Origin of the sequence: Roseomonas alba, assembly GCF_019430885.1 — a bacterium.
GTDB classification, from domain to species: Bacteria; Pseudomonadota; Alphaproteobacteria; order Acetobacterales; family Acetobacteraceae; genus Neoroseomonas; species Neoroseomonas alba.
Genome location: NZ_JAHYBZ010000006.1, coordinates 270,146 through 290,498, shown reverse-complemented (window position 1 = coordinate 290,498; position 20,353 = coordinate 270,146). Strand labels below are relative to the sequence as shown.

The following is a 20,353-nucleotide window of genomic DNA, read 5'->3' as shown; positions in this document are numbered from 1 at the left end:
GCGCCGTAGCATTCCTGTCACGAGCGATGGCATGGGGGTGCTGCGGCGATGGCCAAGAAGCAGAAGGACAAGGACAGGGATCGCGCCGGGAAGGCCGCCGAGGCCGCGCCGGAGCCTGGCCTGAAGGCGGATGGGCGGCTGTCCCGCAAGGTCTATGAAAGCACCCTGCGCGACCTGCATGTCGAACTGGTCAAGCTGCAGATGTGGGTTCAGCACACCGGCACGAAGATCTGCATCGTCTTCGAGGGCCGCGACGGCGCCGGCAAGGGCGGCACCATCAAGGCCATCACCGAGCGCGTCAGCCCGCGCATCTTCCGCGTCGTCGCGCTGCCCGCGCCGACCGATCGCGAGAAGACGCAGATGTACATGCAGCGCTACGTCCAGCACCTACCGGCCGGCGGCGAGGTCGTGATCTTCGACCGGTCCTGGTACAATCGCGCCGGCGTCGAGCGCGTGATGGGCTTCACCAGCGAGAGGCAGGTCGAGCGCTTCCTGGAGACCGTGCCTTCCTTCGAGAAGGCGGTCGTCGATTCCGGCGTGATCCTGCTGAAATATTGGCTGGAGGTGAGCCCCGAGGAGCAGACCCGCCGGCTGGAGGCGCGCATCGACGATGGGCGGAAACTGTGGAAGCTGTCGCCGATGGATCTGAAATCCTACAGCCGCTGGTACGACTATTCGCGGGCGCGGGATGCGATGTTCCTGGCTACCGACACGGCCTGGGCGCCGTGGTTCGTCGCCTTCTCGGACGACAAGAAGCGGGCGCGGCTCAACATCATCCGCCATTTGCTGCGCCACATTCCGTATGAGGCGCCGAAGCGCGAGAAGATCACCCTGCCGAAGCGGCAGAAGCCGGGCGACTACCTGCAGCCGGAATATGCGTTCAAGCTGGTGCCGGACACCATCGATCCGGCGAAGGGCTCCCCCGCGGCGTGAGGCGCGCAGGGCCGCTCGGCCGACCAGGGTCGACGGCGTGGTGCGTCCAGGCTGTGTGGGAGGGTGGATGTGCTGGCGATGACCGGCGCGCCGCGGCGCCGCATGGCCTGAACCGGCCGCTGGCCGGGCGTCAATCCTTGGTCTTCGGTTCCACCGGCGCGGGTCCATAGCGCGACCTGGTTGATTCGCACGGCAGTTCGGGGAAGGGGGCCTGGGACAGTCCGGTCATCTTGAGTTCGGCCTCGATGCCGGCGCAGCGGTCGCGTGCAGCCTGAAGCCGTGCCTTGGCCGCTTTCAGCGCCTCGCACGCCGCCTCGAGCTCAACGCATGCCTGTACGTAGGCGTCCCGCAGCGCCTCGTCCATCGACTAGCCTCCGTTACATTGGGCCCGAGGGCCAGGCGGGAGTGTAAGCGGCCTGACGGCGGATCGGGCCAGACCGGCCGGCAGAAAATTCGACATCCCGTCGAGAATTGTCCAAGATGTGTTCACGAAGCCGCGGGTTGCACAGCCGGAGGGCGCAACGCTGACAGCGGCGAAATTGCTGGCGAAGCTCGCGTGGGACGGCACGCGGGGTGGGGTTGTTTGCGCGCCCCTTCTTCTCGACGACGCATCCGGTTCGGGCGCCGGCGACGGCAACCCACGCGCGCCGTTCGGCCGGGCGTGGTGTTACAAATTGTATATCAGCGAAGATGTCGGCTGGCGGATCCGCCAGCCTGGACCATTCTATGCTCGCTGAAGTTTGCGGACATCCGGGGCAATGGTCGGGCGGAAACTGCTCGTCGAGGGATGGCGCGGGATCAATCATTCCTACGCCATGGTGAATCAGTGGCAGATCCTCGAACTGCTCCGACGAGGATTGACCATACGGTTCCTCGATACGCCGTTCTTCCGGCAGGAATGGAACAGCCGAAACAATTCCGGGGGATTCGACCCCGCACAGACCACCGCGATTTCCGAACTCCGAGCCCCCGATTCAGACGAGCCCGTCGACGTCACTTTCCGCATTGCCTATCCCTATGATTTCTCGGCGGCCCGTTCGGGCCGTCTTTTCGTTTTCGGGACCTCCGAGGATGGGGTGCTCGATGGCATGGTGCGCGACGGGCTCGACATCGCGCAGGCGCGCGACAATGGCGTGCATGTCGTCACGCCTTCGGCTTGGTCGCAGCAGGGTTTCCTCGCCTATGGCTTCGAGCCGGAAGAGGTCTCGGTCGTGCCGCATGGCATCGATCCCGCGATCTTCCGTCCCGCCGCGCCCGGCGACCGGCAGCGCCTGCGCAGCATGCTGCGCTTCGGCCCCGACGATTTCGTGCTGCTCTCGCTCGGCAGCATGTCGCGCAACAAGGGCGTCGACCTGCTGTTGCGCGCCTATGCCGCGCTGAAGCCCAAGCATCCGCGGCTGCGCCTGGCGCTGAAGGATTCCGCGGACCTCTATGGCTGGCAGGGCCAGGGCATCCTGCGCACCCTGATGGCCGGCCCGCATGCGGCCGCCTTCACCGAGGCGGTGCTGCGCGACATCGCCTTCATCTCGCGTAACCTGAACATCCGGCAGATGCAGGCGCTCTACGTTGCCGCCGATTGCTACGTCTCGGCCTATCGCTGCGAGGGGTTCAACATGCCCCCGCTGGAGGCCGCGGCCTGTGGTGTGCCGATCATCGTCACGCGCGGCGGCGCCACCGACACGTATTTCGACCCGTGCCTGGGCCAGACCATCGAAAGCCGCATCATCGAGGATGGTCCGCGCCGCGCGCTGGAACCGGACCTCGACGCGCTGATCGCCTGCATCGAGGCCGCCATTGCCGCACCGCAGGCGACCGGCGGTGCGGCGGGCAGCCGGCTGGTGCATGACCGCTTCTCCTGGCGCGCGGTCTGCGACACGCTGCAGGACGTGCTGTTCGAGGCGTGCTGATCCGCGCGCCGTTCAGAAGCTGAAGGCCAGCCCCACGCTCCAGCCGGTGACGTTGTCGCCGAACAGGCCAGACCCGCGCAGGCTCACCGCCTCAACGCCCGGGATCAGCAGGTCGCCCGCCAGTTCCAGCCCGGCGCCGAGCTCGGCGAAGCTGGAGAAGCCCAGCGCATCGCTGTTCCGCCCATACATCCCGGTCCCGGAGGCGAAGGTGATCCAGCGCAGGGCACGGCCCGCGACCTCGATCCCGGTCGGTCCCTTCAGCTCGATCACCGCGGTCGCGACGCTGAACCCGTTGGTGGTGTTGAGCGCGGAATCGCTCGCATGCAGCCCCGTGTCGACGAGCTGGTTGAAGCGCAGCCCCAGCATCAGCGTGACATCGCCCCAGATCGAACGTTCATGGGTCAGCGCGATCGCCCCCCCCAGCAGGAGGCTGTTGAGCGATACATCCGTGAGCAGCCCCTGCGTCGCCGTGGCGATGGCGCTCGCATTCGGGCCGCTGAACCGCGTGTTGCTGCTGATATAGGCGTAGCCCGCGAGCAGGATGGGCCGCAGGATCGTCTTGCCGCCAAGATCCTCGAGGATCGGAATGTCGAGCCCGACGCCGGCGAGGACGGTGATGGCATCGAAGGTCAGCCGCGCATCGGTCGAGCCCAGCGCCGCGTCGGTGACGGTGGTGTCGTCCCGCGCATGGAGGTAGCCCGCCGTCAGCTCGACATAGGGCGCGGTGCCTGCCAGCCAGCCTGATGCGATGGGCGCGAAGCTGTGCGACAGCGGCACCTTGTAGCTGTCGAGGTGAAGCCCGTCGGAATCGTAGGTCGCCGCGCTGATGCCCGGCACGCCGCCGAAGACGGAAAAGGAATGCATCGCCCCGCCGATCGCGCCGGCGCGGCCGAGATTGAGCAGGTCCTCGCGCAGCGTCTGGGCGGCGGCAATCCGTGGCCCCACGAGGAGAAACAGGACGAGAAGCAGCAGGCGCGACCGAGCGGAACCGCACATGCGTCACCACCTTTGCGGGAAGATTGTGACGGATATGACACCACACCGCGCGGCACGCCAAGCGCGCCGGATGCCGGTGATGCGCTTGCGGCCGATGTGCCACGCGGCAACCATCCGTAGCTTGTCTGGACGAACGAGGCCTGTCGGCGTCGGGCGGCCCCTGACGGGCCTTCACCGCGTGCCGGCCTCCCGCGCCGCGGCCTGGCGGCCATAGACCCGAGGCGAGCAGCCCATCACGCGCTTGAAGGCCGTGCTGAAGGCGCTCTCGGACTCATAGCCGAGCGCCGGGGCGAGGACCGACACCGGATCGCCCGACCGCGCCAGCCGCTCCGCGGCCAGCGCCATACGCCACCGCGTCAGGTAGTCGAGGGGAGAGGTCCCGACCTTCTCCCGGAAATGCTGCGCGAAGGTCGACCGCGACATGCCGGCGCGGGCCGCCAGCTCGGCCAGCGTCCAGCGATGCGCCGGGGCGTCGTGGAGGCAGCCGATGGCAGCACCCAGCCGCCGATCGGCGAGGGCGAAGAGCCAGCCGACACCGCCCTGCGGAGCCTCGGCCAGGTGGCGGCGCAGCCCCTCGATCAGCATCATGCGGGCGAGGTCCTGGATGACCAGCGCACTGCCCGGCTGCGGGTCGCGCAGCTCCTGCATCATGCGCTCGACGGACCAGCGCAGCGCGGCCTCCTCGCCCTGCGGGCGCAGATGGATGATGGGCGGCAGCACGCGCAGCAGCATCGCCGCATGCGCGCCGTCCAGCGCAAAGCGGCTGCTGACGAGGAAGGTCTCGCCGCCGCCCTGGATCGTCACGACGCCGCCATGGCGGGCCAGAGGAAACATCGTGCCGGCCTCGACCGGCGGCAAGGCGGGATCGCTGGCGAGGCGAAAGGGCCGCCCGCTCGGCAGCAGGAAGGACGCCCCCGCATCGAGGCGCACCGGCGCCGCCACGCCTTCCACCGTGACCCAGCAGGTCCCGCTGACGACGGCGCCGCATTTGATGGTCGCCTGCTGGTCGGGAAAGCGGACGGACCAGGGCCCGCCGGCATCGAAGCCGGCCGACATCAGGTTGCGCGGCTTCAGCAGCCCCAGCACGTCGGAAAGCGGATCCATCACCTCTGCCGGACGATCGCGAAGATATTCCGGAGGCTACGGCATGGAGCGTGCGGCTTCCACGCTCTAGGTGAAGCCCGACCGCATTTGGAGGGGCAGGGCGCCATGCATGTCTTCGTCACGGGGGCGACGGGTTTCGTCGGGTCGGCGGTGGTCCGGGACCTCATCGCCGCGGGCCATCGGGTGCGCGGCCTGGCACGGTCGGAGGCCGCGGCGGCCACGCTCGCCGAAGCGGGTGCCGACCCGCATCGCGGCAGCCTCGAGGATCCCGACAGCCTCGTGCGCGGCACTGAAGGCGTGGACGCCGTGGTGCACACTGCCTTCAACCACGACTTCACGCGCTTCGCGGAGAACTGCGCTCTCGATGGCCGGGTGATCGCCGCGCTCGGCGGGGCGCTGCTGGGGTCGCGGCGTCCGCTGATCGTCACCTCGGGCATCGGCCTGCTACCGCCCGGGCGGTTTGGGCAGGAGACCGACGCGCCGGCCACGGGCGCGAACCCGCGCGTGGCGACGGAGGCGGCCGCGGCGGAGCTCGCGGCGCGCGGCGTGCGAGTCGGTGTGGTGCGGCTGCCGCCTTCGGTACATGGGACAGGCGATCATGGCTTCGTGCCCATCCTGATCGGTATCGCGCGCGCCAAGGGCGTGTCCGTCTTCGCCGGGGAGGGCGCCAACCGCTGGCCCGCCGTGCATCGCGGCGATGCCGCGCGGCTCTATCGGCTGGTGCTGGAGACCGGCGTGACCCAGGCGCGCTACCATGCCGTCGCCGAGGAAGGCGTGCCCTTCCGCGACATCGCCGCGGCGATCGCGCGGGGCCTCGGCGTGCCCTGCGTCAGCCGACCGGCGGAAGACGCGGCCGCGCATTTCGGCTGGTTCGCGCATTTCGCCGAGCTCGACGTGCCGGCCTCCAGCGCCGCGACGCGCGCGGCGCTGGGCTGGACACCCGAAGGGCCGGGCCTGATCGCCGACCTCGACGGGCCTGGCTATGTCGCGGCGTGACTCATACGGCCGAGTCTTGCCGGTGACCTATTCGGCGGCATGGTGCGCGGCGTTGTTGGGGCGGCCGCGCGCGATACCAAGCTTCTGATACCGGGTCAGCCATGAGGCTGGCGGGTATCAGACGCGGATGCCGGCCTGGCGGACCACCTCGCCCCAGACTTCCCGTTCGGTGCGCAGCTTCGTCGCGTAGTCGGCCGGCGATCCGCCGGTCGGGTCCGCGCGCAGGCGCTGCAGCCGCGCCTGCACATCCGGCCTGGCCAGGGCGTCGGTAACGGTGCGGTTCCAGAAGGCCACCCAGTCCGGCGACAGGCCCGAGGCGACGATCAACCCGTAATCCGCCGTGCCGGTGAAGCCGGGCCAGGTCTCGGTCAGCGCCGGGATGTCGGGCAGCGCGGCGTTGCGCGTGGGCGAGGCGACGGCGAGCGGGCGCATCTTGCCGCCTTCGACATGCGGCATCGATTCGGTGATCAGGCTGAAATAGAGATCGACATTGCCCGCCATGACGTCGAGCAGCGCCGGCGTGCCACCACGATAGGGGACATGCTCGACCGAGATACCGGTCAGCGCCGCGAGGCGCGCGATGAGCAGATGCGTGATGGTCCCCGTGCCGGATACGCCCACCGTCACCTTGCCCGGATTGGCGCGGGCATAGGCGATGAATTCGGCGAAGGTCGTGAAGGGGGCGTTGTTGCGCGCGACCAGCAGCGTCGGCACGCGGATCAGCGAGGCGACGGGCGTCAGCGTGCGGTCCGGGTCGATCGGCAGCGTCGCACCGGGGATGACCGGGCTGACGGCCAGGCCGAGATCCGGCGCGAGACCGATGGTGTGCCCATCCACCGGGGCATTCGCGACCGTCTGCAACCCGATATAGGCGCCCGCGCCGGACCGGTTCTCGACCACGACGTTGTGGCCAAGCGTCGGCGGCAGCACCTCGGCGAGCAGCCGGCCGAGGATGTCCACAGTCCCGCCGGGGGCATAGGGGACGATCAACCGCACATCGCGCGTGACGGATTGCGCCCGGACCAGGCGCGGCGCGGCGAGCAGGCTGGCGACGCCGGCGGCAAGCGCGCGGCGACCGGTCAGGATCGGCATGGGCGACAACTCCCGGTGAAGGCCGCCCTGCCCAAGCAAGCGCCGTGCCTGGGTGCGGCCGCGGCGATCCGCGGTCCGCAGGCGCCTTGTCAGGCCGTCATCGGGACGAAGCTGAAGGGCGTCGCGTCCAGGAACTGATCGGCAGCCTCGCCGGCGAAGACCTCGCCATTCTGGATGGTCAGCCGCCTGACCGCGGCGCCGGCGCGGAGGTTGAGCTTCGCCAGCGACACCCAGAAGGTGTTCGGCCGCGTCGCGGAATCGAAATAGTAGGTCATGCTCCGATGGTCGGCGACGGTGCGCCAGATGGTCGAGGAGATGTTCGGCTGCTCCGGCGTGGTGATGCCTAGCGGCACGCTGACTGCGCGCTGCACGCTGAGCACGGCCGCGACGGCCTGATGGGCATAGGACTGTCCCGGCACGCCGCGCATGTAGTGGGGGTCCGCCTTGCGCGGGATGGCGCCGAGCAGGAAGGACGCACGTGCGAAGCGGTCCGCGGCGTTGTTGGTGCCGGGCAGGAACTGCAGGCCGCCGATCCGCGCCCAGTAGGCGTTGATCGCCAACTGCTCGTCATAGGCCGGCGAGTTCGTCATCACTGCGTACTGGCGGCCATGGTGAATTGTCAGCGTCCCGCCGAGATATTCGAGGATGGCCGAATCGCCCGTCGCATCGGAGATCGACAGATGCAGCGTGGCCTTCGCACCATTCGGCAGGGCCGGCGAGACGATCTGGAACGGCTCCTGCCCCAGGGCCGCCACCGCCTCGGCCACCGAGGCGAAGTTGTCGAGCACATATTGCGCCCAGACGCCGTTCGACAGCAGGGGCCGGCTGCCATCCGGCGTCCCGTACTCCGATTCCGCGAGGTAGAGCAGGTTCACCGCCAGCCCCTTCTCATTGAGCCCGTCGGAGGTGCCGTTGTCATAGGCCGAGACGACGAGGCTCCCGTAGTGCGACACCCACGCGATGGAACCGGCCCCGGCCGCGCCGTCACGCGGCATGCCGGCGGGCAGCACCCAGAGGTCGGAGGCCATGTCCTCCTTCCAGTCCATGTTGCGGCCGGTGATGACCGTGCCGTCCTCGCCGACATAGAGCGTCCGGGTGCACACGATGTCTTTCTCCTCTGCCGTGAACTGCCGGCGCGCGGACTGTTGCCCGGATGGGCGTGTCCGTCACGTCCGCGGCGGAGGGGGAGGCGCGCCCGATCAGGCGTCGCGCGTCAGGCATGCTAGGCTCGGATTCATCCGGCATGGGAGACGACGATTGAGTCGCTCAGGGATCTTCGCGGCCGGGATCCTCGCCCTCGCCGCCTGTGCCGCCCCGCCACGGCCGGCGGAGCCCCGATGCGTCGTGCACAGCGAGAGTGAAGGCAGCCCCGGCATGGTGGAGTGTTCTTCCGCCCCGGAGACGCGGGAGGCCGAGTAGCCGTCAGCGTCGCAGGCACACCCCGATCAGCACGCCGGTCAGCATGGCGGCGAGGATGGCCTGGATGGGGCGCTTCTGGATCCGCTGCACCGCCCGGATCGCACAATCCGCGGCCGCGTCGACCGCGGCCTTCGCACTGTCCGCCGCCGCCTGCGCGGCATCCTGCGCCGCTTCGGATGCCCGGTCGATCTGTTCGATGTTGCCGCTCATGGCTGATGCCTCCGTGCTCAGACATGGCCAACGCGCGGGGGGTGGCCCGGGTTGAGATGTCACGGAAAAGAATCGGCGCCATGGCGAGGCGGCGCCGGGTGGCGGTAGCCGCCCGGGAAGTGTCAGGCGCACAGTCGCCGGCCGGACAGGTCGCCTCGTCGTCTCCCGACGTGCTGCCCCAACCGCTTCAGGGCGGCGGCCGGACCCGGCTGGCGAGGAACCGCGCCATGGCCGGGCCCGTCAGGAGCACCACGACGAGCCGCGCCATCTGCATGGTCATGACGAAGGGCGTATCGACATGCGTCGAGGCAGCGATGATCGCGACGGAATCGGCGCCGCCCGGTCTCGTCGCGAGATAGGCCGTGAGCGGATCGATTCCGGCGAACACCACGAAACCCGCGGCGAGGCCGCCGCAGGCTGCGATCAGCGCCAGCGTGCTCGCGATGATGATCGGCATCTTCCGCGCGGCGTGGACCAGAAGCGGGCGGCTGAATCGCGGGCCGATGCGCCAGCCGATGACGGCGTAGGCGCCCGCCAGAAGCCATCGCGGCAGGTCGATCGTCATCAGGCCGGTCTGCTGGAGGACGATGCTGGCGAAGAGCGGGATCAGCAGTCCGCCGGCCCGCAGCCGCAGGCGGCTCGCGACCAGTGAACCGGCGGCGGCGAGCAGCAGCGTCTCGCCGAAGGCGAGCCAGTCGCCGGGCAGCAGTGGCGTTGCCGTATGCACGGTGTGAACGTCCGGAACGCCGACAATCTTCGCGATCACGAAGGCGCTCGCCGTGATCCTGGCCGACCCACTGCCGTCGCTTCCGCCGGCCAGGGCGCCGCACATGGCGGCGATTCTCATGACCGTGTTCAAGGGCTTGGCTACCGTGAGCCGGGAGAGGCCCGCCGTGCGGGGCGTCCTCATCGCCGAGACCAAGGCTATGGTCGGGCTCTATCTGGCGGCCGCGGCGAAGCCCGATGGCTGAACACGCCCGGGAGGTGATGGTCGGCAGGGGTAGGGACGCGCCGCACACCACCGCGGCAAGCGCGGTGATGGTGCGTCGCAATTCCAAGGGCAGATGGCTCCCCGAGTAGGACTCGAACCTACGACCTAGGGATTAACAGTCCCGCGCTCTACCAACTGAGCTATCGGGGAACGGAGCCGGGCGCCGCATATAGTCGTGGGCGACCACCCTGTAAACCCTCCCGCTTCGTGGAGGTCCGGAGCGGAATCGAACCGCTGTAGAGGGTTTTGCAGACCCTTGCCTGACCACTCGGCCACCGGACCCCGCGATGCGGGCGCCCCATATCGTCTGCGCGCCGCCGCGGGTCAAGCACCAGCTTGGCGCATCGGTGCCGCCGGACCTATAACGCCGGCTTCCGGACGAAGGGCGGGCAGAGAATGGATTTCGCCGAGGCACGCAAATTCATGGTCGACGGCCAGCTTCGGCCCAATCAGGTCGATGACCCCCGCATCATTGCCGCGATGCGCGATCTGCCGCGGGAGCGTTTCGCGCCGGCCGCGCTGGCCGCGCGCGTCTATGCCGATGCGGATGTTCCGCTGCCGGGCGGGCGCTTCATGCTGAAGCCGCTGGTGCTGGCGCGGCTGGTGCAGTCCTCGGGCGTGCGGCGTGGCGAACGGGTGCTCGTACTCGGGGCCGGGACCGGATTCGGCGCGGCCCTGCTCGCGACCATCGGCGCGACGGTCACGGCGGTCGAAGCGGACCCGGTGCTGCTGGCAATCGCGCGGACCGCCCTCGCGGCCACGGTGCCGGTCGGCACCGTGACGGTGGCGCAGGGCAGCCCCGAGGCGGGCTATGCCGAGGGCGCGCCGTATGACGTCATCCTGATCGAGGGCGGCGTGCAGGCCGTGCCGCAGGCGGTGCAGGATCAGCTGGTCGAGGGCGGTCGCCTGGTTGCCGTGGGCCTGGCGGGCGGCCCGCCGGGCCGCGCGCTGCTGCTGCGCCGGGTGGGCGGCACCGTCACGACCACGGTCGGCTTCGATGCCCACGCCCCGGCGCTGCCGGGTTTCGCCGCGGCGCCTGCCTTCGCATTCTGACCGGTGTGGCCGGCGCGCACGCCGGCCCGCCTGTCGCATTTCTTTTGCCTCGCCGGGCTGGCGTGGCCCTGTTGCACTGCGTTAGGTTTCCCACGTTAGGCTTTAAGCGTGGCGCGGATGATCGTCTGCGGTCGCGCGCCATCCGGTAGGGGATTGCGGAGTGATGACCAGCCTGCGACGGACCTTGTTTCTTTCCGCCGCATTGACCGTCCTGCCGGCCGCTGCCTCTTGGTCACAGACCTTGCAGGATGCGCTCGCGGCGGCCTACGCCAACAATCCAACGCTGCTCGCCGCGCGCGCCCAGGCCCGCGCGGTGGACGAAAACGTGCCCCAGGCGCTGGCCGGCTGGCGCCCCACGGTCGTGCTTGGCGCGGCGGGCGGCTATGCCGATACCCGCTACCGCTCGCAGTCCACCGTGGCGGTGCAGCGCGATCCTTCAGGCAACGTCGTCAACCTCGACAGCGCGGGCACGCCATACTCGATCTTTTCCGATCAGCCGCGCGACACCGCGAACGTGACCGCGACCGTGACCCAGCCGCTCTATCGCGGCGGCCGCACCACGGCGGGGACGCGACGGGCCGAGAATCAGGTCTATGGCCAGCGCGCCCGTCTGCTCGCGACCGAGCAGACCGTGCTGCTGGACGGCGTGCGCGCCTATGTCTCGGTGGTGCAGAACCGCGAGGAAGTGCGCCTCAACGAGAACAACGTGCAGGTGCTGCTCCGTCAGCTCCAGGCCACCAACGAACGCTTCCGCGTGGGTGAGATCACCCGCACCGACGTCGCGCAGGCTGAGGCACGCCTCGCTGCGGCGCGTTTCCAGCTCGAACAGGCGCAGGGCACGCTGCAGGCCTCTCGCGCCACCTTCGTGCGGGTGATCGGGCTGGAGCCGCTGCAGGTCGTACCGCCGTCGCCGGTGCAACCGCCGGTGCGCAACCTGCAGGAGGCGATCCGTCTCGCCACCGGCAACAGCCCGGCGGTGGTCGCCGCGACCTTCGACGAGCAGGCGGCGCGCGACAACATCGATCTGCAGTTCGGCGCGCTGCTGCCCACGGTCAGCGCCCAGGTGCAGGCCTTCCGCCTCGACAACAGTCAGACGCGTGGCACGCGCCAGACCGGGGCGCAGGTCACCGCGAATCTCTCCGTGCCGCTGTACCAGGGCGGTGCGGAACATTCCGCCGTGCGCCAGGCGCGCCAGCAGGCGCAGCAGGCCCGGCAGGTGCTCTCCGACGCGAAGCGCGTGGCCGAGCAGGATGCGACCCGTACCTGGGAGGCGCTGACAACCGCCCGCGCCCAGGTGCAGTCCTCCCAGGCCGAGATCCGGGCGCAGGAGATCGCGCTGGATGGCGTGCAGCGCGAAGCGATCGTCGGCAGCCGCACCACCCTCGACGTGCTGAACGCCGAGCAGGAATTGCTGAACGCCCGCGTGCGCCTGGTGCGCGCGCTGGCGACGCTGATCACCTCTTCCTACGAGCTGACGGCCTCGCTGGGTCGGCTGACGGCGCAGGACCTGGCGCTGCCGGTGCTGATCTATGATCCCCGCAGCTACTACAACGCGGTGCGCGACCGCTGGGTGGGCACGGGCGACTTCAACGAGCAGGTGCCGCAGGCGGCGGTGGTGCCACAGGCGGTGGTGCAGCCGCAGGTCGGATCGATCTCGGTCCAGCCGCTAGTGCCGATCAACCCCAATCCACCAGCGGTGCAGCCGGCGCGGGGCACGCGGTGAGCGGGCAGGGCACCACGCCGCCGGGCGGGAATCCGCCCGGGGCGGCCTCGGACCAGTCGATGGAGGACATCCTGGCCTCCATCCGGCGAATCCTGAACGAGGATGAGGCCCAGCCGGCGGCGCCCGCGTCCGAAACGCCCGATGCTACGGGCACCGACCCGGCGCCGGGGGCGCCGGAGCCTCTGCTCCTGACCGAGGACATGATGGTGTCGCCGCCGGAGGGGCCGCCCGCGACGCCGGAAGCGGCGGCGGAACTGATACCTGAATCCGAATCGGAACTGGACCCAGAACCGGCGCCTCAGCCGGACCCTGAACCCGCCCCGAGCCGGGCCGTGTCGCCGGAATCGCTGCTTGCCCCGGCTGTGGCCGCGGCGGCGGCGGCGTCAGTCGGACAGTTGCTGCGCGCCGTCAGTACGGAACGCAGTGCCGCCGTGCATCGCGGCGGGCCCACCATCGAGGATGTGGTGCGCGAAGAACTGCGCCCTCTGCTGAAAGACTGGCTGGACCAGCACCTGCCGGGCCTCGTCGAGCGCCTCGTCCGCGCCGAGATCGAACGGGTCGTCGGCCGCGCGCTGTCCTGATCGCGAATTGGCGCGGACGACGCCTCGGCGCGCTTCGGCCTGACCGCGCGGCTGTCGGTATCCCTGGGGCCGTGCCGGGGCCATACGGACCGCGGTGTCCCAGCGATCCGGAAGCCTTGAGCGGGGCCGCTATTCGGAGCGGATGTTGTTGTCCCGCACCACCTTGCCCCAGACCTCCATCTGGCGGTCGAGGAAGACCCCGAATTCCTCGGGGCTCGACCCCACCACGTCGATGCCGAGCGGGCCGGTGAGTCGCTCGCGCACCTCGGGCATCGCCATGGCCCTGGCCATCGCGGCATGGACGCGGCGCAGTACCGGGTCCGGCACGCCGGCGCGGCCGATCAGGCCCCACCAGGCGAGTGCGTCGATGCCCGCGATGCCGGCATCTTGCACCGTTGGCAGGTCAGGAAAGTGCGGGGACCGCCGAGCGCCGGTCTGGGCGAGCGGCCGCAGCGTGACGTTCACCTGGCCGCCGAGGCCGGCATTCGTCGCCATCGGCATGTCGAGCTCACCCGCCGCGGCCGCCGCGCTCATCGGCCCGCCGCCGCGATAGGGCACATGCACCACCTGGAAGCCGCCCGCCTGCTGCATCAGCGACATGGTCAGATGTGCGAGCGAGCCATTGCCGATCGACCCGTAGGTGATGGTGTCCGGGCGCGCCTTTGCCGCGGCGATCACCTCCTGCAGGCTGTGCCAGGGGCGGTCCTTGTGAGTGGTGATGAGCATGGGGGAGGTGCCCACCAGCATCACCGTGGTGAGGTCCCGCTTGGTGTCGTAGCCGAGGGTCGGCATGAGCGAGGGGTTCACCGCATGGGTGTCGAAGACCATCGCCCAGGTCTGGCCATCGGCCGGAGCCCGGGCAAGGGCAAGGGTGCCGATGGCGCCCGAGGCGCCGGGCCGGTTCTCGATGACCACGGGAGCGCCGAGATCGGCGGTGAGATGCGGCTGCAACAGGCGGGAGATGGTGTCGACCGACCCGCCGGGCGGGAAGGGGACGATGATGCGGATCGGCCCGTTCGGCCAGTTGGCCTGGGCAAGGCCCGGGCGCGCCAGCGCGGCGGCCGGCAGGACGAGGGCATGACGACGGGTCAGGCGCATGGATCGATTCCACCGTGGTTGATGCTGGCATAGGGCAGATGGCGCCCGGGTGGAATTGGGGGGAAGGCTTTGCCCCGCATGGGCACTGATGGGGATGGAGAGCGGCTCCGCCCTGCTCCAAACCTCTCCCCGTCACTGGTGACGGGGCCTCTGGAAGCCATCACCTGGCGCCGGACTGGGCGTGCGCCGCGGTGAAGGGCTCGATAGGCACGATGCGTGTGTCGGTGCCTGAAGCGATCTTGCCCGCACGACACCAGGTATTGGTTTCCAAAGGCCTTGTGGCCTTTGGCGGGTGGGGGTTCGGGGGAGGGCAGAGCCCTTCCCCGTCCCGCCATGGCCATGATCTTCGCGCCCTGGCGGGGCGGCGGCCCCTCCATTGGCCAGCAGCCCTGTGCGCCTTGCCCTTGACGGCGGGCCGGCTGGCGGGGAAGGGATGCGCCCATGCTCGACAAGTCCTTCGACCCCGCCGCCATCGAACAGCGCCTCTATGAGGGCTGGGAGAGCGCGGGCGCCTTCTCCGCGAACCCCGCTTCGCCGGCCAAGCCCTTCACCATCATGATCCCGCCGCCCAACGTTACGGGCAGCCTCCATATCGGGCATGCGCTGGACAACACGCTGCAGGACGTCCTGATCCGCTGGCGCCGCATGCAGGGCCGAGATGCGCTGTGGCAGCCGGGCACCGACCATGCGGGCATCGCGACGCAGATGGTGGTGGAGCGCCTCCTGGCCCAGCAGGGCAATGCCGATCGGCGCTCCATGGGCCGCGACGCCTTTGTCGAGCGCGTCTGGCAGTGGAAGACGGAATCGGGCGGGACGATCACGCGGCAGTTGCGGCGCCTCGGTGCTTCGCTGGATTGGCCGCGCGAGCGCTTCACCATGGACGAGGGCCTGTCCAAGGCGGTGCGCGAGGTCTTCGTGCGGCTGTACCGCGAGGGCCTGCTCTATCGCGACAAGCGCCTGGTGAACTGGGACCCGAAGTTCCTGACCGCGATTTCCGACCTGGAAGTCGAGAGCAAGGAGGTCAAGGGCCACCTCTGGCATCTGCGCTATCCGGTGCAGGGCGAGCCGGGCCGCTTCCTGGTGGTGGCGACGACGCGCCCCGAGACCATGCTGGGCGACACCGCGGTCGCCGTGCACCCGGATGACGACCGATTCCGCGACCTGGTCGGCAAGCAGGTGGTACTGCCGCTGACCGGCCGGCTGATCCCGGTGGTGGCGGATGAGTATTCCGACCCCGAGAAGGGCTCGGGTGCGGTAAAGATCACCCCCGCGCACGACTTCAACGACTTCGAGGTCGGCAAGCGCCATGCGCTCGCATCGCCGTCCGTGCTGGACGCCGAAGGCAAGGTGATGCTCGACGAGATCGCGGCATCCATGACCGCGATCGCGGGCGTGTCGGACCTAGACTTCGTCCGCGGCCTCGCCGGGCAGGATCGCTTCGCCGCGCGCAAGGCCATCGTCGCGAAGCTCGAGGAAATGGAGCTTGTCGAGAAGATCGAGCCTCACACCCATGCCGTGCCGCATGGCGACCGCTCGGGCGTGCCGATCGAACCACGCCTGACCATGCAGTGGTATGTGGACGCGAAGACGCTGGCACAGCCCGCCATCAAGGCGGTCGAGACTGGCCAGACCGTCTTCACGCCGAAGCAGTGGGAGAACACCTTCTTCGCCTGGATGCGCGACATCCAGCCCTGGTGCGTGTCGCGCCAGCTCTGGTGGGGCCACCAGATCCCGGCCTGGTACGCGCCGGATGGCGAGGTTTTCGTCGCCTATGACGAGGACGAGGCACGCATCATGGCGCGCGAGAAATTCGGCCGCGAGGTCGAGCTGACGCGCGATGAGGATGTGCTCGACACCTGGTTCAGCAGCGCGCTGTGGCCGTTCTCCACCATCGGCTGGCCGGACAAGACGCCGGAGCTGGCGAAGTACTATCCCGGCGACGTGCTGGTGACGGCCTTCGACATCATCTTCTTCTGGGTCGCCCGGATGATGATGATGGGCATCCACTTCATGGGCGAGACCCCCTTCAAGACGGTCTACATCCACGGCCTGGTGCGCGACGAGAAGGGCCAGAAGATGTCGAAGTCCAAGGGCAATGTGCTCGATCCGCTGGAGCTGATCGACGCGCATGGCGCGGACGCCGTGCGCTTCACGCTCTGCTCGCTGGCCGGGCCGGGCCGCGACATCAAGCTGCCGAAGCAGCGCATCGAGGGCTACCGCGCCTTCGCCACCAAGATCTGGAACGCGTCGCGCTTCTGCGAGATGAACGGCATCGCGCCGCGCAGCGACTTCGATCCGGCATCCGCGAAGCTGCCGCTGTCGCGCTGGATCCTCGACGCCGCCAATGCCGCGGTCGCCGAGGCCAATGCCGCACTCGAGGCCTTCCGCTTCGACGAATACGCCGGCGCCTGCTACCGCTTCACCTGGAACACTTTCTGCGACTGGTTCCTGGAATTCGCCAAGCCCGTGCTGAACGGCCCGGACGGCGTGGAGAAGGAGGAGGTGAAGGGTGCGGCCCAGCACGTCCTCGGTACCATCCTGAAGCTGCTGCATCCGGTGATGCCCTTCCTCACCGAGGAACTGTGGTTCCGCATGGGCTATGGCGAGGAAGGTTCACTGATCCGCACCGCTTGGCCCGAAGCGACCACCGTGGCGGATGCTGCCGAGGCCCGCGCCGAGCTCGACTGGGTCGTCCGCCTGGTGTCGGAAATCCGCACCGTGCGGTCGGAAATGAACGTCGCGCCATCCATCACCGTGCCGCTGCTGCTCTCCGGCGCCTCGGGTGAATCGCTCGATCGGGCGAAGCGGTGGGAGGACGCGATCAAGCGCCTGGGCCGCGCGACCGAGATCCGCGAACTCGCCGGCGAGGCCCCGCGCGGCGCCGTGCAGGCCGTGGTGAACGAGGCGACGATCATGCTGCCGCTCGCCGATGTCATCGACCTCGGCGCCGAGCGCGCGCGCCTCGCCAAGGAACGCGCCCGTGTCGCCGGCGAGGCGCAGAAGATCGAAGCCAAGCTGGGCAACGAGACCTTCGTCTCCCGCGCGCCGGAGGAAGTGGTCGAGGAGAACCGCGAACGCCTCGCCGCCGCGCAGGTGGAAATGGCGCGGCTCGACGCGGCGATGGCCCGCATCGCCGGCTGATGTTCGACAACGCCACCCTCAACCTGTTCATCGCCATCACGGTGTTCGTCATCGTGACGGTGGGTGGCAGGGACCTGCTGGCGAGGGCGTTCGGACTGTCGAAGGCGATCGCCCAGGCGATCTCCGGGCTGGTGGCGATCGGGGTGGCGGTCGGCTTCCTGCTGCTGGTCGGATAGGCGCGCTCAGTCGGGCGGTTCGCCGGGGTATTGCACCGCGCCGGGCGGGATCACCACGCCCGGCAGCTTGCGGTCGGTCCAGATGTGGATCGCCGTGGCGAAATCCACCGGCTCGTCCAGCGCGCCGGCCTTGAGGGTGACCGCCGCGATACCGACGGCGCCCTCATGCCACAGGCGCGATCCGCACTCACCGCAGAACAGGCAGCGGAGTTGCCGGCCGCTATCGGTCGATCGCGTCCAGGAACGCGGCGTCCCGCGCAGCAGGACCAGGCCATCGCGCGGCACGACGAGCGACATGCCGAAGGCCGAGGCCGACTGCTTGCGGCATTCGCGGCAATGGCAGGCATAGAGCGCCCGTGCCGGGCCGCTGCTCGAAAAGCGCACCGCGCCGCATTGGCATCCGCCGAGCCTCGGTCCGGTCATCCCGCCTCCTGTCGCAAGGCCGCTCCGGGCCTCGAACGAATGAGAACTTTACGCGAACATAGACCCTTCCTATCCTGGCGGGGCAGCCGAGGGAAGGGGACATCATGGCCATCGTCGGGCGGCAGGCGGTTGGGCAGATCGGCGTGACGCTGATCGTGCGGGATGTGGCGGCGGCGGCCGATTTCTACCGCGACGTCTTCGGCGCGGAGGAGGTGGAGCGCAGCTTCCGCCTCGCACCCACGGATGCGCCGGGCGACGAGGCGACTGCCGCCGAGCTTCGCCTGAGCGGCGCCTACCTGATCGTCGCGAAGGAGAATCCCCGCTGGCGCGAGGCGCCCCGGCCAGACTGGCCGCGGTCGCCAGCCTCTGCCGGCGCGACCTCGGTGGGCGTGACGCTCTATGTCGATGACGTGGACGAGGTCTTCGCCCGTGCCGTCGCAGCCGGGGTGAGGGCGCTGGGCGGCACCGGCACGGTGGAGGCGACCTTCTGGGGCGACCGCCACATCCAGTTCCATGATCCCTTCGGCCATCTCTGGCGTGTGATGACGCGCATCGAGGACGTCGAGGCCACCGAACTCCCCGCGCGCTTCGCGGCGGAGCGCGCGGCCCATCGCCGCGCTCGCGGGCTGGCATGACCGCCCCCCGCATCCATATCGGCATCGGCGGCTGGGTCTTCGCGCCCTGGCGCGGCAGCTTCTACCCCAAGGGCCTGCCGCAGAAGGAGGAGCTGCGCTATGCCGGCGAACGCCTGACCGGCATCGAGATCAACGGCACCTATTACGGCGCGCAGAAGCCGGCGAGCTTCGCCCGCTGGCGCGAGGAGACGCCTGCCGGCTTCGTCTTCGCGCTCAAGGGATCGCGCTTCGTCACCAATCGCCGCGTCCTGGCCGAGGCCGGCCCCTCGGTCGGGAAATTCTGCGCCAGCGGCATCACGGAACTGGGCGACAAGCTTGGCCCGATCAATTGGCAATTGCCGGCGACGAAACGCTTCGATGCCGATGACATCGCGGCCTTCCTCGCCCTGCTGCCGGAATCCGTGGACGGCATCACGCTGCGCCATGCGATCGAGGCGCGGCACGACAGCTTCCGCGATCCCGGCTTCGTTGCGCTGTGCCGCGATCGCGGCGTCGCCATCATCACCGCGGCGGATGGCGAATACCCCACAATCACCGACCTGACGGCGCCCTTCGCCTATCTGCGGATCATGGGCACCACGGCCGACCACGATGCGGGCTATGCGCCCGACGCCCTGGATACCTGGGCGATGCGTGCCAAGGCCCTGGCGGCAGGGAAGGGGTTGGACGACCTGCACCCGCCCGTCGCAACTGCGGCGGAAACCACCCCGCGCGACGTCTTCCTCTTCGTCATCAGCGGGGAGAAGGAACGCAACCCTGCCGCCGCCCAGGAACTGATCCGCCGCGTGAAGGGCTGACGCGCGGCGCGGGCTGCCCATATCCCGGGGCATGATCCCGCTCTCTGTCCTCGACCTTTCCCCGATCCCGGAAGGCAGTGACGCCGGCCAGGCGTTGCGCAACTCCCGCGATCTTGCCCGTCATGTGGATGCGCTGGGCTTCCGGCGCTTCTGGATGGCGGAACACCACAACATGCCCGGCATCGCGAGCGCGGCGACGGCGGTGGCGCTCGCGCATGTCGCGGATGGCACAACGCGCATCCGCATCGGCGCCGGCGGCATCATGCTGCCGAACCACGCGCCGATCATGGTCGCGGAGCAGTTCGGCACGCTCGCCGCGCTCTATCCGGGCCGTGTCGATCTCGGCCTCGGCCGGGCGCCGGGCACGGACCAGGTCGCCGCACGGGCGATGCGGCGCAACCTCGCCAGCGATTCCGACGAGTTCCCCCGCGATGTCGTCGAGCTGATGGAATATTTCCGCCCCGCCACCGAAGGTCAGGCGCTACGGGCCGTCCCCGGCGAGGGCCAGGATGTCGAGGTCTGGATCCTCGGTTCCAGCACCTTCGGCGCGCAACTCGCCGCCTATCTGGGGCTGCCCTACGCCTTCGCGTCCCATTTCGCGCCGCAACAGATGATGGATGCGCTGCGCGTTTACCGGGACCGCTTCCGCCCCTCCGAGCGCCTGGCCGCGCCGCGCGCCATGATCGGCGTGAACGTCTTCGCCGCACCGACCGAGGAGGAAGCGCGCTTCCTCTTCACCTCCCTGCAACAGGCCTTCGTGAATCTGCGCCGCGGCCGCCCGGGCAAGCTGCCCGCCCCGGTGGAAGGCTATGAGGAGCGTCTTGATCCCCAAGCGCGCGCCATCCTGGCGCATTCGCTGTCCTGCGCCGTGGTCGGCACGCCGGCCATGGTGCGCCAGGGCCTCGCCGACCTCGCCGCGACGACGGGGGCCGACGAGATGATCATCACCGCCCAGATCCACGACCCCGCCGCGCGGCTGCGGTCCTTCACCCTGGTCGCGGAGGCCCAGGCGATGGCGGAGGCTTGACGCCGCCCGCCCATCCGCGCCGGGATAGGCTCCGCAAGAATGCCGCGTGAG

The 20,353-nt window shown here is 69.5% G+C and carries 21 protein-coding genes and 2 tRNA genes; 12 read left to right on the top strand and 11 right to left on the bottom strand.

Annotated features, from left to right (window positions below):
• Positions 1-48 precede the first annotated feature (48 nt).
• A complete protein-coding gene (ppk2, locus tag KPL78_RS18205) occupies positions 49-933 on the top strand; it encodes a polyphosphate kinase 2 (RefSeq protein ID WP_219764399.1) in 885 nt (294 codons plus the stop codon).
• A 130-nt stretch (positions 934-1,063) separates the two neighbouring features.
• On the opposite strand, the gene KPL78_RS18200 is transcribed toward ppk2, so the two are convergent.
• Positions 1,064-1,297 (bottom strand): hypothetical protein, encoded by a 234-nt coding sequence (locus tag KPL78_RS18200; RefSeq protein ID WP_219764398.1) that lies wholly within the window; start codon positions 1,295-1,297, stop codon positions 1,064-1,066.
• Between the two features lie 394 nt (positions 1,298-1,691).
• On the opposite strand from KPL78_RS18200, the gene KPL78_RS18195 reads away from it, so the two are divergent.
• The gene (locus tag KPL78_RS18195) at positions 1,692-2,840 is read left to right on the top strand and encodes a glycosyltransferase family 4 protein (RefSeq protein ID WP_219764397.1); all 1,149 of its coding nucleotides are present in this window, start codon (positions 1,692-1,694) and stop codon (positions 2,838-2,840) included.
• 12 nt (positions 2,841-2,852) lie between these two features.
• Here the strand turns inward: KPL78_RS18195 and KPL78_RS18190 are convergent, their stop codons facing one another.
• Positions 2,853-3,836 (bottom strand): hypothetical protein, encoded by a 984-nt coding sequence (locus tag KPL78_RS18190; RefSeq protein ID WP_219764396.1) that lies wholly within the window; start codon positions 3,834-3,836, stop codon positions 2,853-2,855.
• A gap of 171 nt (positions 3,837-4,007) precedes the next feature.
• A complete protein-coding gene (locus KPL78_RS18185) occupies positions 4,008-4,940 on the bottom strand; it encodes an AraC family transcriptional regulator (protein ID WP_219764395.1) in 933 nt (310 codons plus the stop codon).
• 105 nt (positions 4,941-5,045) lie between these two features.
• Between KPL78_RS18185 and KPL78_RS18180 the strand changes: the two genes are divergently transcribed.
• The gene (locus KPL78_RS18180; RefSeq protein WP_219764394.1) at positions 5,046-5,936 is read left to right on the top strand and encodes an SDR family oxidoreductase; all 891 of its coding nucleotides are present in this window, start codon (positions 5,046-5,048) and stop codon (positions 5,934-5,936) included.
• Positions 5,937-6,053: 117 nt separating this feature from the next.
• On the opposite strand, the gene KPL78_RS18175 is transcribed toward KPL78_RS18180, so the two are convergent.
• The 4 genes from KPL78_RS18175 to KPL78_RS18160 all read right to left on the bottom strand — a co-directional run bounded on the left by KPL78_RS18175 (position 6,054) and on the right by KPL78_RS18160 (position 9,423).
• The gene (locus KPL78_RS18175) at positions 6,054-7,028 is read right to left on the bottom strand and encodes a Bug family tripartite tricarboxylate transporter substrate binding protein (RefSeq protein WP_219764393.1); all 975 of its coding nucleotides are present in this window, start codon (positions 7,026-7,028) and stop codon (positions 6,054-6,056) included.
• Between the two features lie 89 nt (positions 7,029-7,117).
• Positions 7,118-8,131, bottom strand: a complete 1,014-nt coding sequence (locus KPL78_RS18170; RefSeq protein WP_369412777.1) for a linear amide C-N hydrolase — start codon at positions 8,129-8,131, stop codon at positions 7,118-7,120.
• A gap of 319 nt (positions 8,132-8,450) precedes the next feature.
• Entirely contained in the window at positions 8,451-8,657 is a 207-nt protein-coding gene (locus tag KPL78_RS18165; RefSeq protein ID WP_219764392.1) for a hypothetical protein, read from the bottom strand.
• 187 nt (positions 8,658-8,844) lie between these two features.
• Positions 8,845-9,423, bottom strand: a complete 579-nt coding sequence (locus KPL78_RS18160) for an AbrB family transcriptional regulator (RefSeq protein WP_219764391.1) — start codon at positions 9,421-9,423, stop codon at positions 8,845-8,847.
• 13 nt (positions 9,424-9,436) lie between these two features.
• Between KPL78_RS18160 and KPL78_RS18155 the strand changes: the two genes are divergently transcribed.
• Positions 9,437-9,628, top strand: a complete 192-nt coding sequence (locus tag KPL78_RS18155) for a hypothetical protein (protein ID WP_219764390.1) — start codon at positions 9,437-9,439, stop codon at positions 9,626-9,628.
• Positions 9,629-9,722: 94 nt separating this feature from the next.
• Here the strand turns inward: KPL78_RS18155 and KPL78_RS18150 are convergent.
• Positions 9,723-9,798, bottom strand: a tRNA-Asn gene (locus tag KPL78_RS18150).
• Positions 9,799-9,856: 58 nt separating this feature from the next.
• Positions 9,857-9,930, bottom strand: a tRNA-Cys gene (locus KPL78_RS18145).
• Positions 9,931-10,044: 114 nt separating this feature from the next.
• Here KPL78_RS18145 and KPL78_RS18140 point away from each other — a divergent pair.
• The 3 genes from KPL78_RS18140 to KPL78_RS18130 all read left to right on the top strand — a co-directional run bounded on the left by KPL78_RS18140 (position 10,045) and on the right by KPL78_RS18130 (position 13,005).
• A complete protein-coding gene (locus tag KPL78_RS18140; protein WP_219764389.1) occupies positions 10,045-10,701 on the top strand; it encodes a protein-L-isoaspartate O-methyltransferase family protein in 657 nt (218 codons plus the stop codon).
• Between the two features lie 163 nt (positions 10,702-10,864).
• Positions 10,865-12,424, top strand: coding sequence for a TolC family outer membrane protein (locus KPL78_RS18135; protein WP_219764388.1), 1,560 nt, complete (start codon positions 10,865-10,867; stop codon positions 12,422-12,424).
• Positions 12,425-12,483: 59 nt separating this feature from the next.
• Positions 12,484-13,005 (top strand): DUF2497 domain-containing protein, encoded by a 522-nt coding sequence (locus KPL78_RS18130; RefSeq protein WP_219764387.1) that lies wholly within the window; start codon positions 12,484-12,486, stop codon positions 13,003-13,005.
• A gap of 129 nt (positions 13,006-13,134) precedes the next feature.
• Here the strand turns inward: KPL78_RS18130 and KPL78_RS18125 are convergent, their stop codons facing one another.
• Complete coding sequence (locus KPL78_RS18125; protein ID WP_219764386.1) at positions 13,135-14,103, bottom strand: tripartite tricarboxylate transporter substrate binding protein; 969 nt, start codon at positions 14,101-14,103, stop codon at positions 13,135-13,137.
• A 441-nt stretch (positions 14,104-14,544) separates the two neighbouring features.
• Between KPL78_RS18125 and KPL78_RS18120 the strand changes: the two genes are divergently transcribed.
• Positions 14,545-17,244 (top strand): valine--tRNA ligase, encoded by a 2,700-nt coding sequence (locus KPL78_RS18120; protein WP_219764385.1) that lies wholly within the window; start codon positions 14,545-14,547, stop codon positions 17,242-17,244.
• The gene (locus KPL78_RS18115) at positions 17,244-17,420 is read left to right on the top strand and encodes a hypothetical protein (RefSeq protein WP_219764384.1); all 177 of its coding nucleotides are present in this window, start codon (positions 17,244-17,246) and stop codon (positions 17,418-17,420) included. Before KPL78_RS18120 ends, KPL78_RS18115 begins: the two co-directional genes overlap by 1 nt.
• A gap of 6 nt (positions 17,421-17,426) precedes the next feature.
• On the opposite strand, the gene KPL78_RS18110 is transcribed toward KPL78_RS18115, so the two are convergent.
• The gene (locus tag KPL78_RS18110) at positions 17,427-17,843 is read right to left on the bottom strand and encodes a GFA family protein (protein ID WP_219764383.1); all 417 of its coding nucleotides are present in this window, start codon (positions 17,841-17,843) and stop codon (positions 17,427-17,429) included.
• Between the two features lie 104 nt (positions 17,844-17,947).
• Between KPL78_RS18110 and KPL78_RS18105 the strand changes: the two genes are divergently transcribed.
• Genes KPL78_RS18105 through KPL78_RS18095 form a run of 3 tightly spaced genes read left to right on the top strand, consistent with a single transcriptional unit; the run spans position 17,948 to position 20,302 of the window.
• Complete coding sequence (locus tag KPL78_RS18105; protein ID WP_219764382.1) at positions 17,948-18,478, top strand: VOC family protein; 531 nt, start codon at positions 17,948-17,950, stop codon at positions 18,476-18,478.
• Positions 18,475-19,275 (top strand): DUF72 domain-containing protein, encoded by an 801-nt coding sequence (locus KPL78_RS18100; protein WP_219764381.1) that lies wholly within the window; start codon positions 18,475-18,477, stop codon positions 19,273-19,275. Before KPL78_RS18105 ends, KPL78_RS18100 begins: the two co-directional genes overlap by 4 nt.
• Before the next feature lie 31 nt (positions 19,276-19,306).
• The gene (locus KPL78_RS18095) at positions 19,307-20,302 is read left to right on the top strand and encodes an LLM class flavin-dependent oxidoreductase (RefSeq protein WP_219764380.1); all 996 of its coding nucleotides are present in this window, start codon (positions 19,307-19,309) and stop codon (positions 20,300-20,302) included.
• The last annotated feature ends 51 nt before the right edge of the window (positions 20,303-20,353 follow it).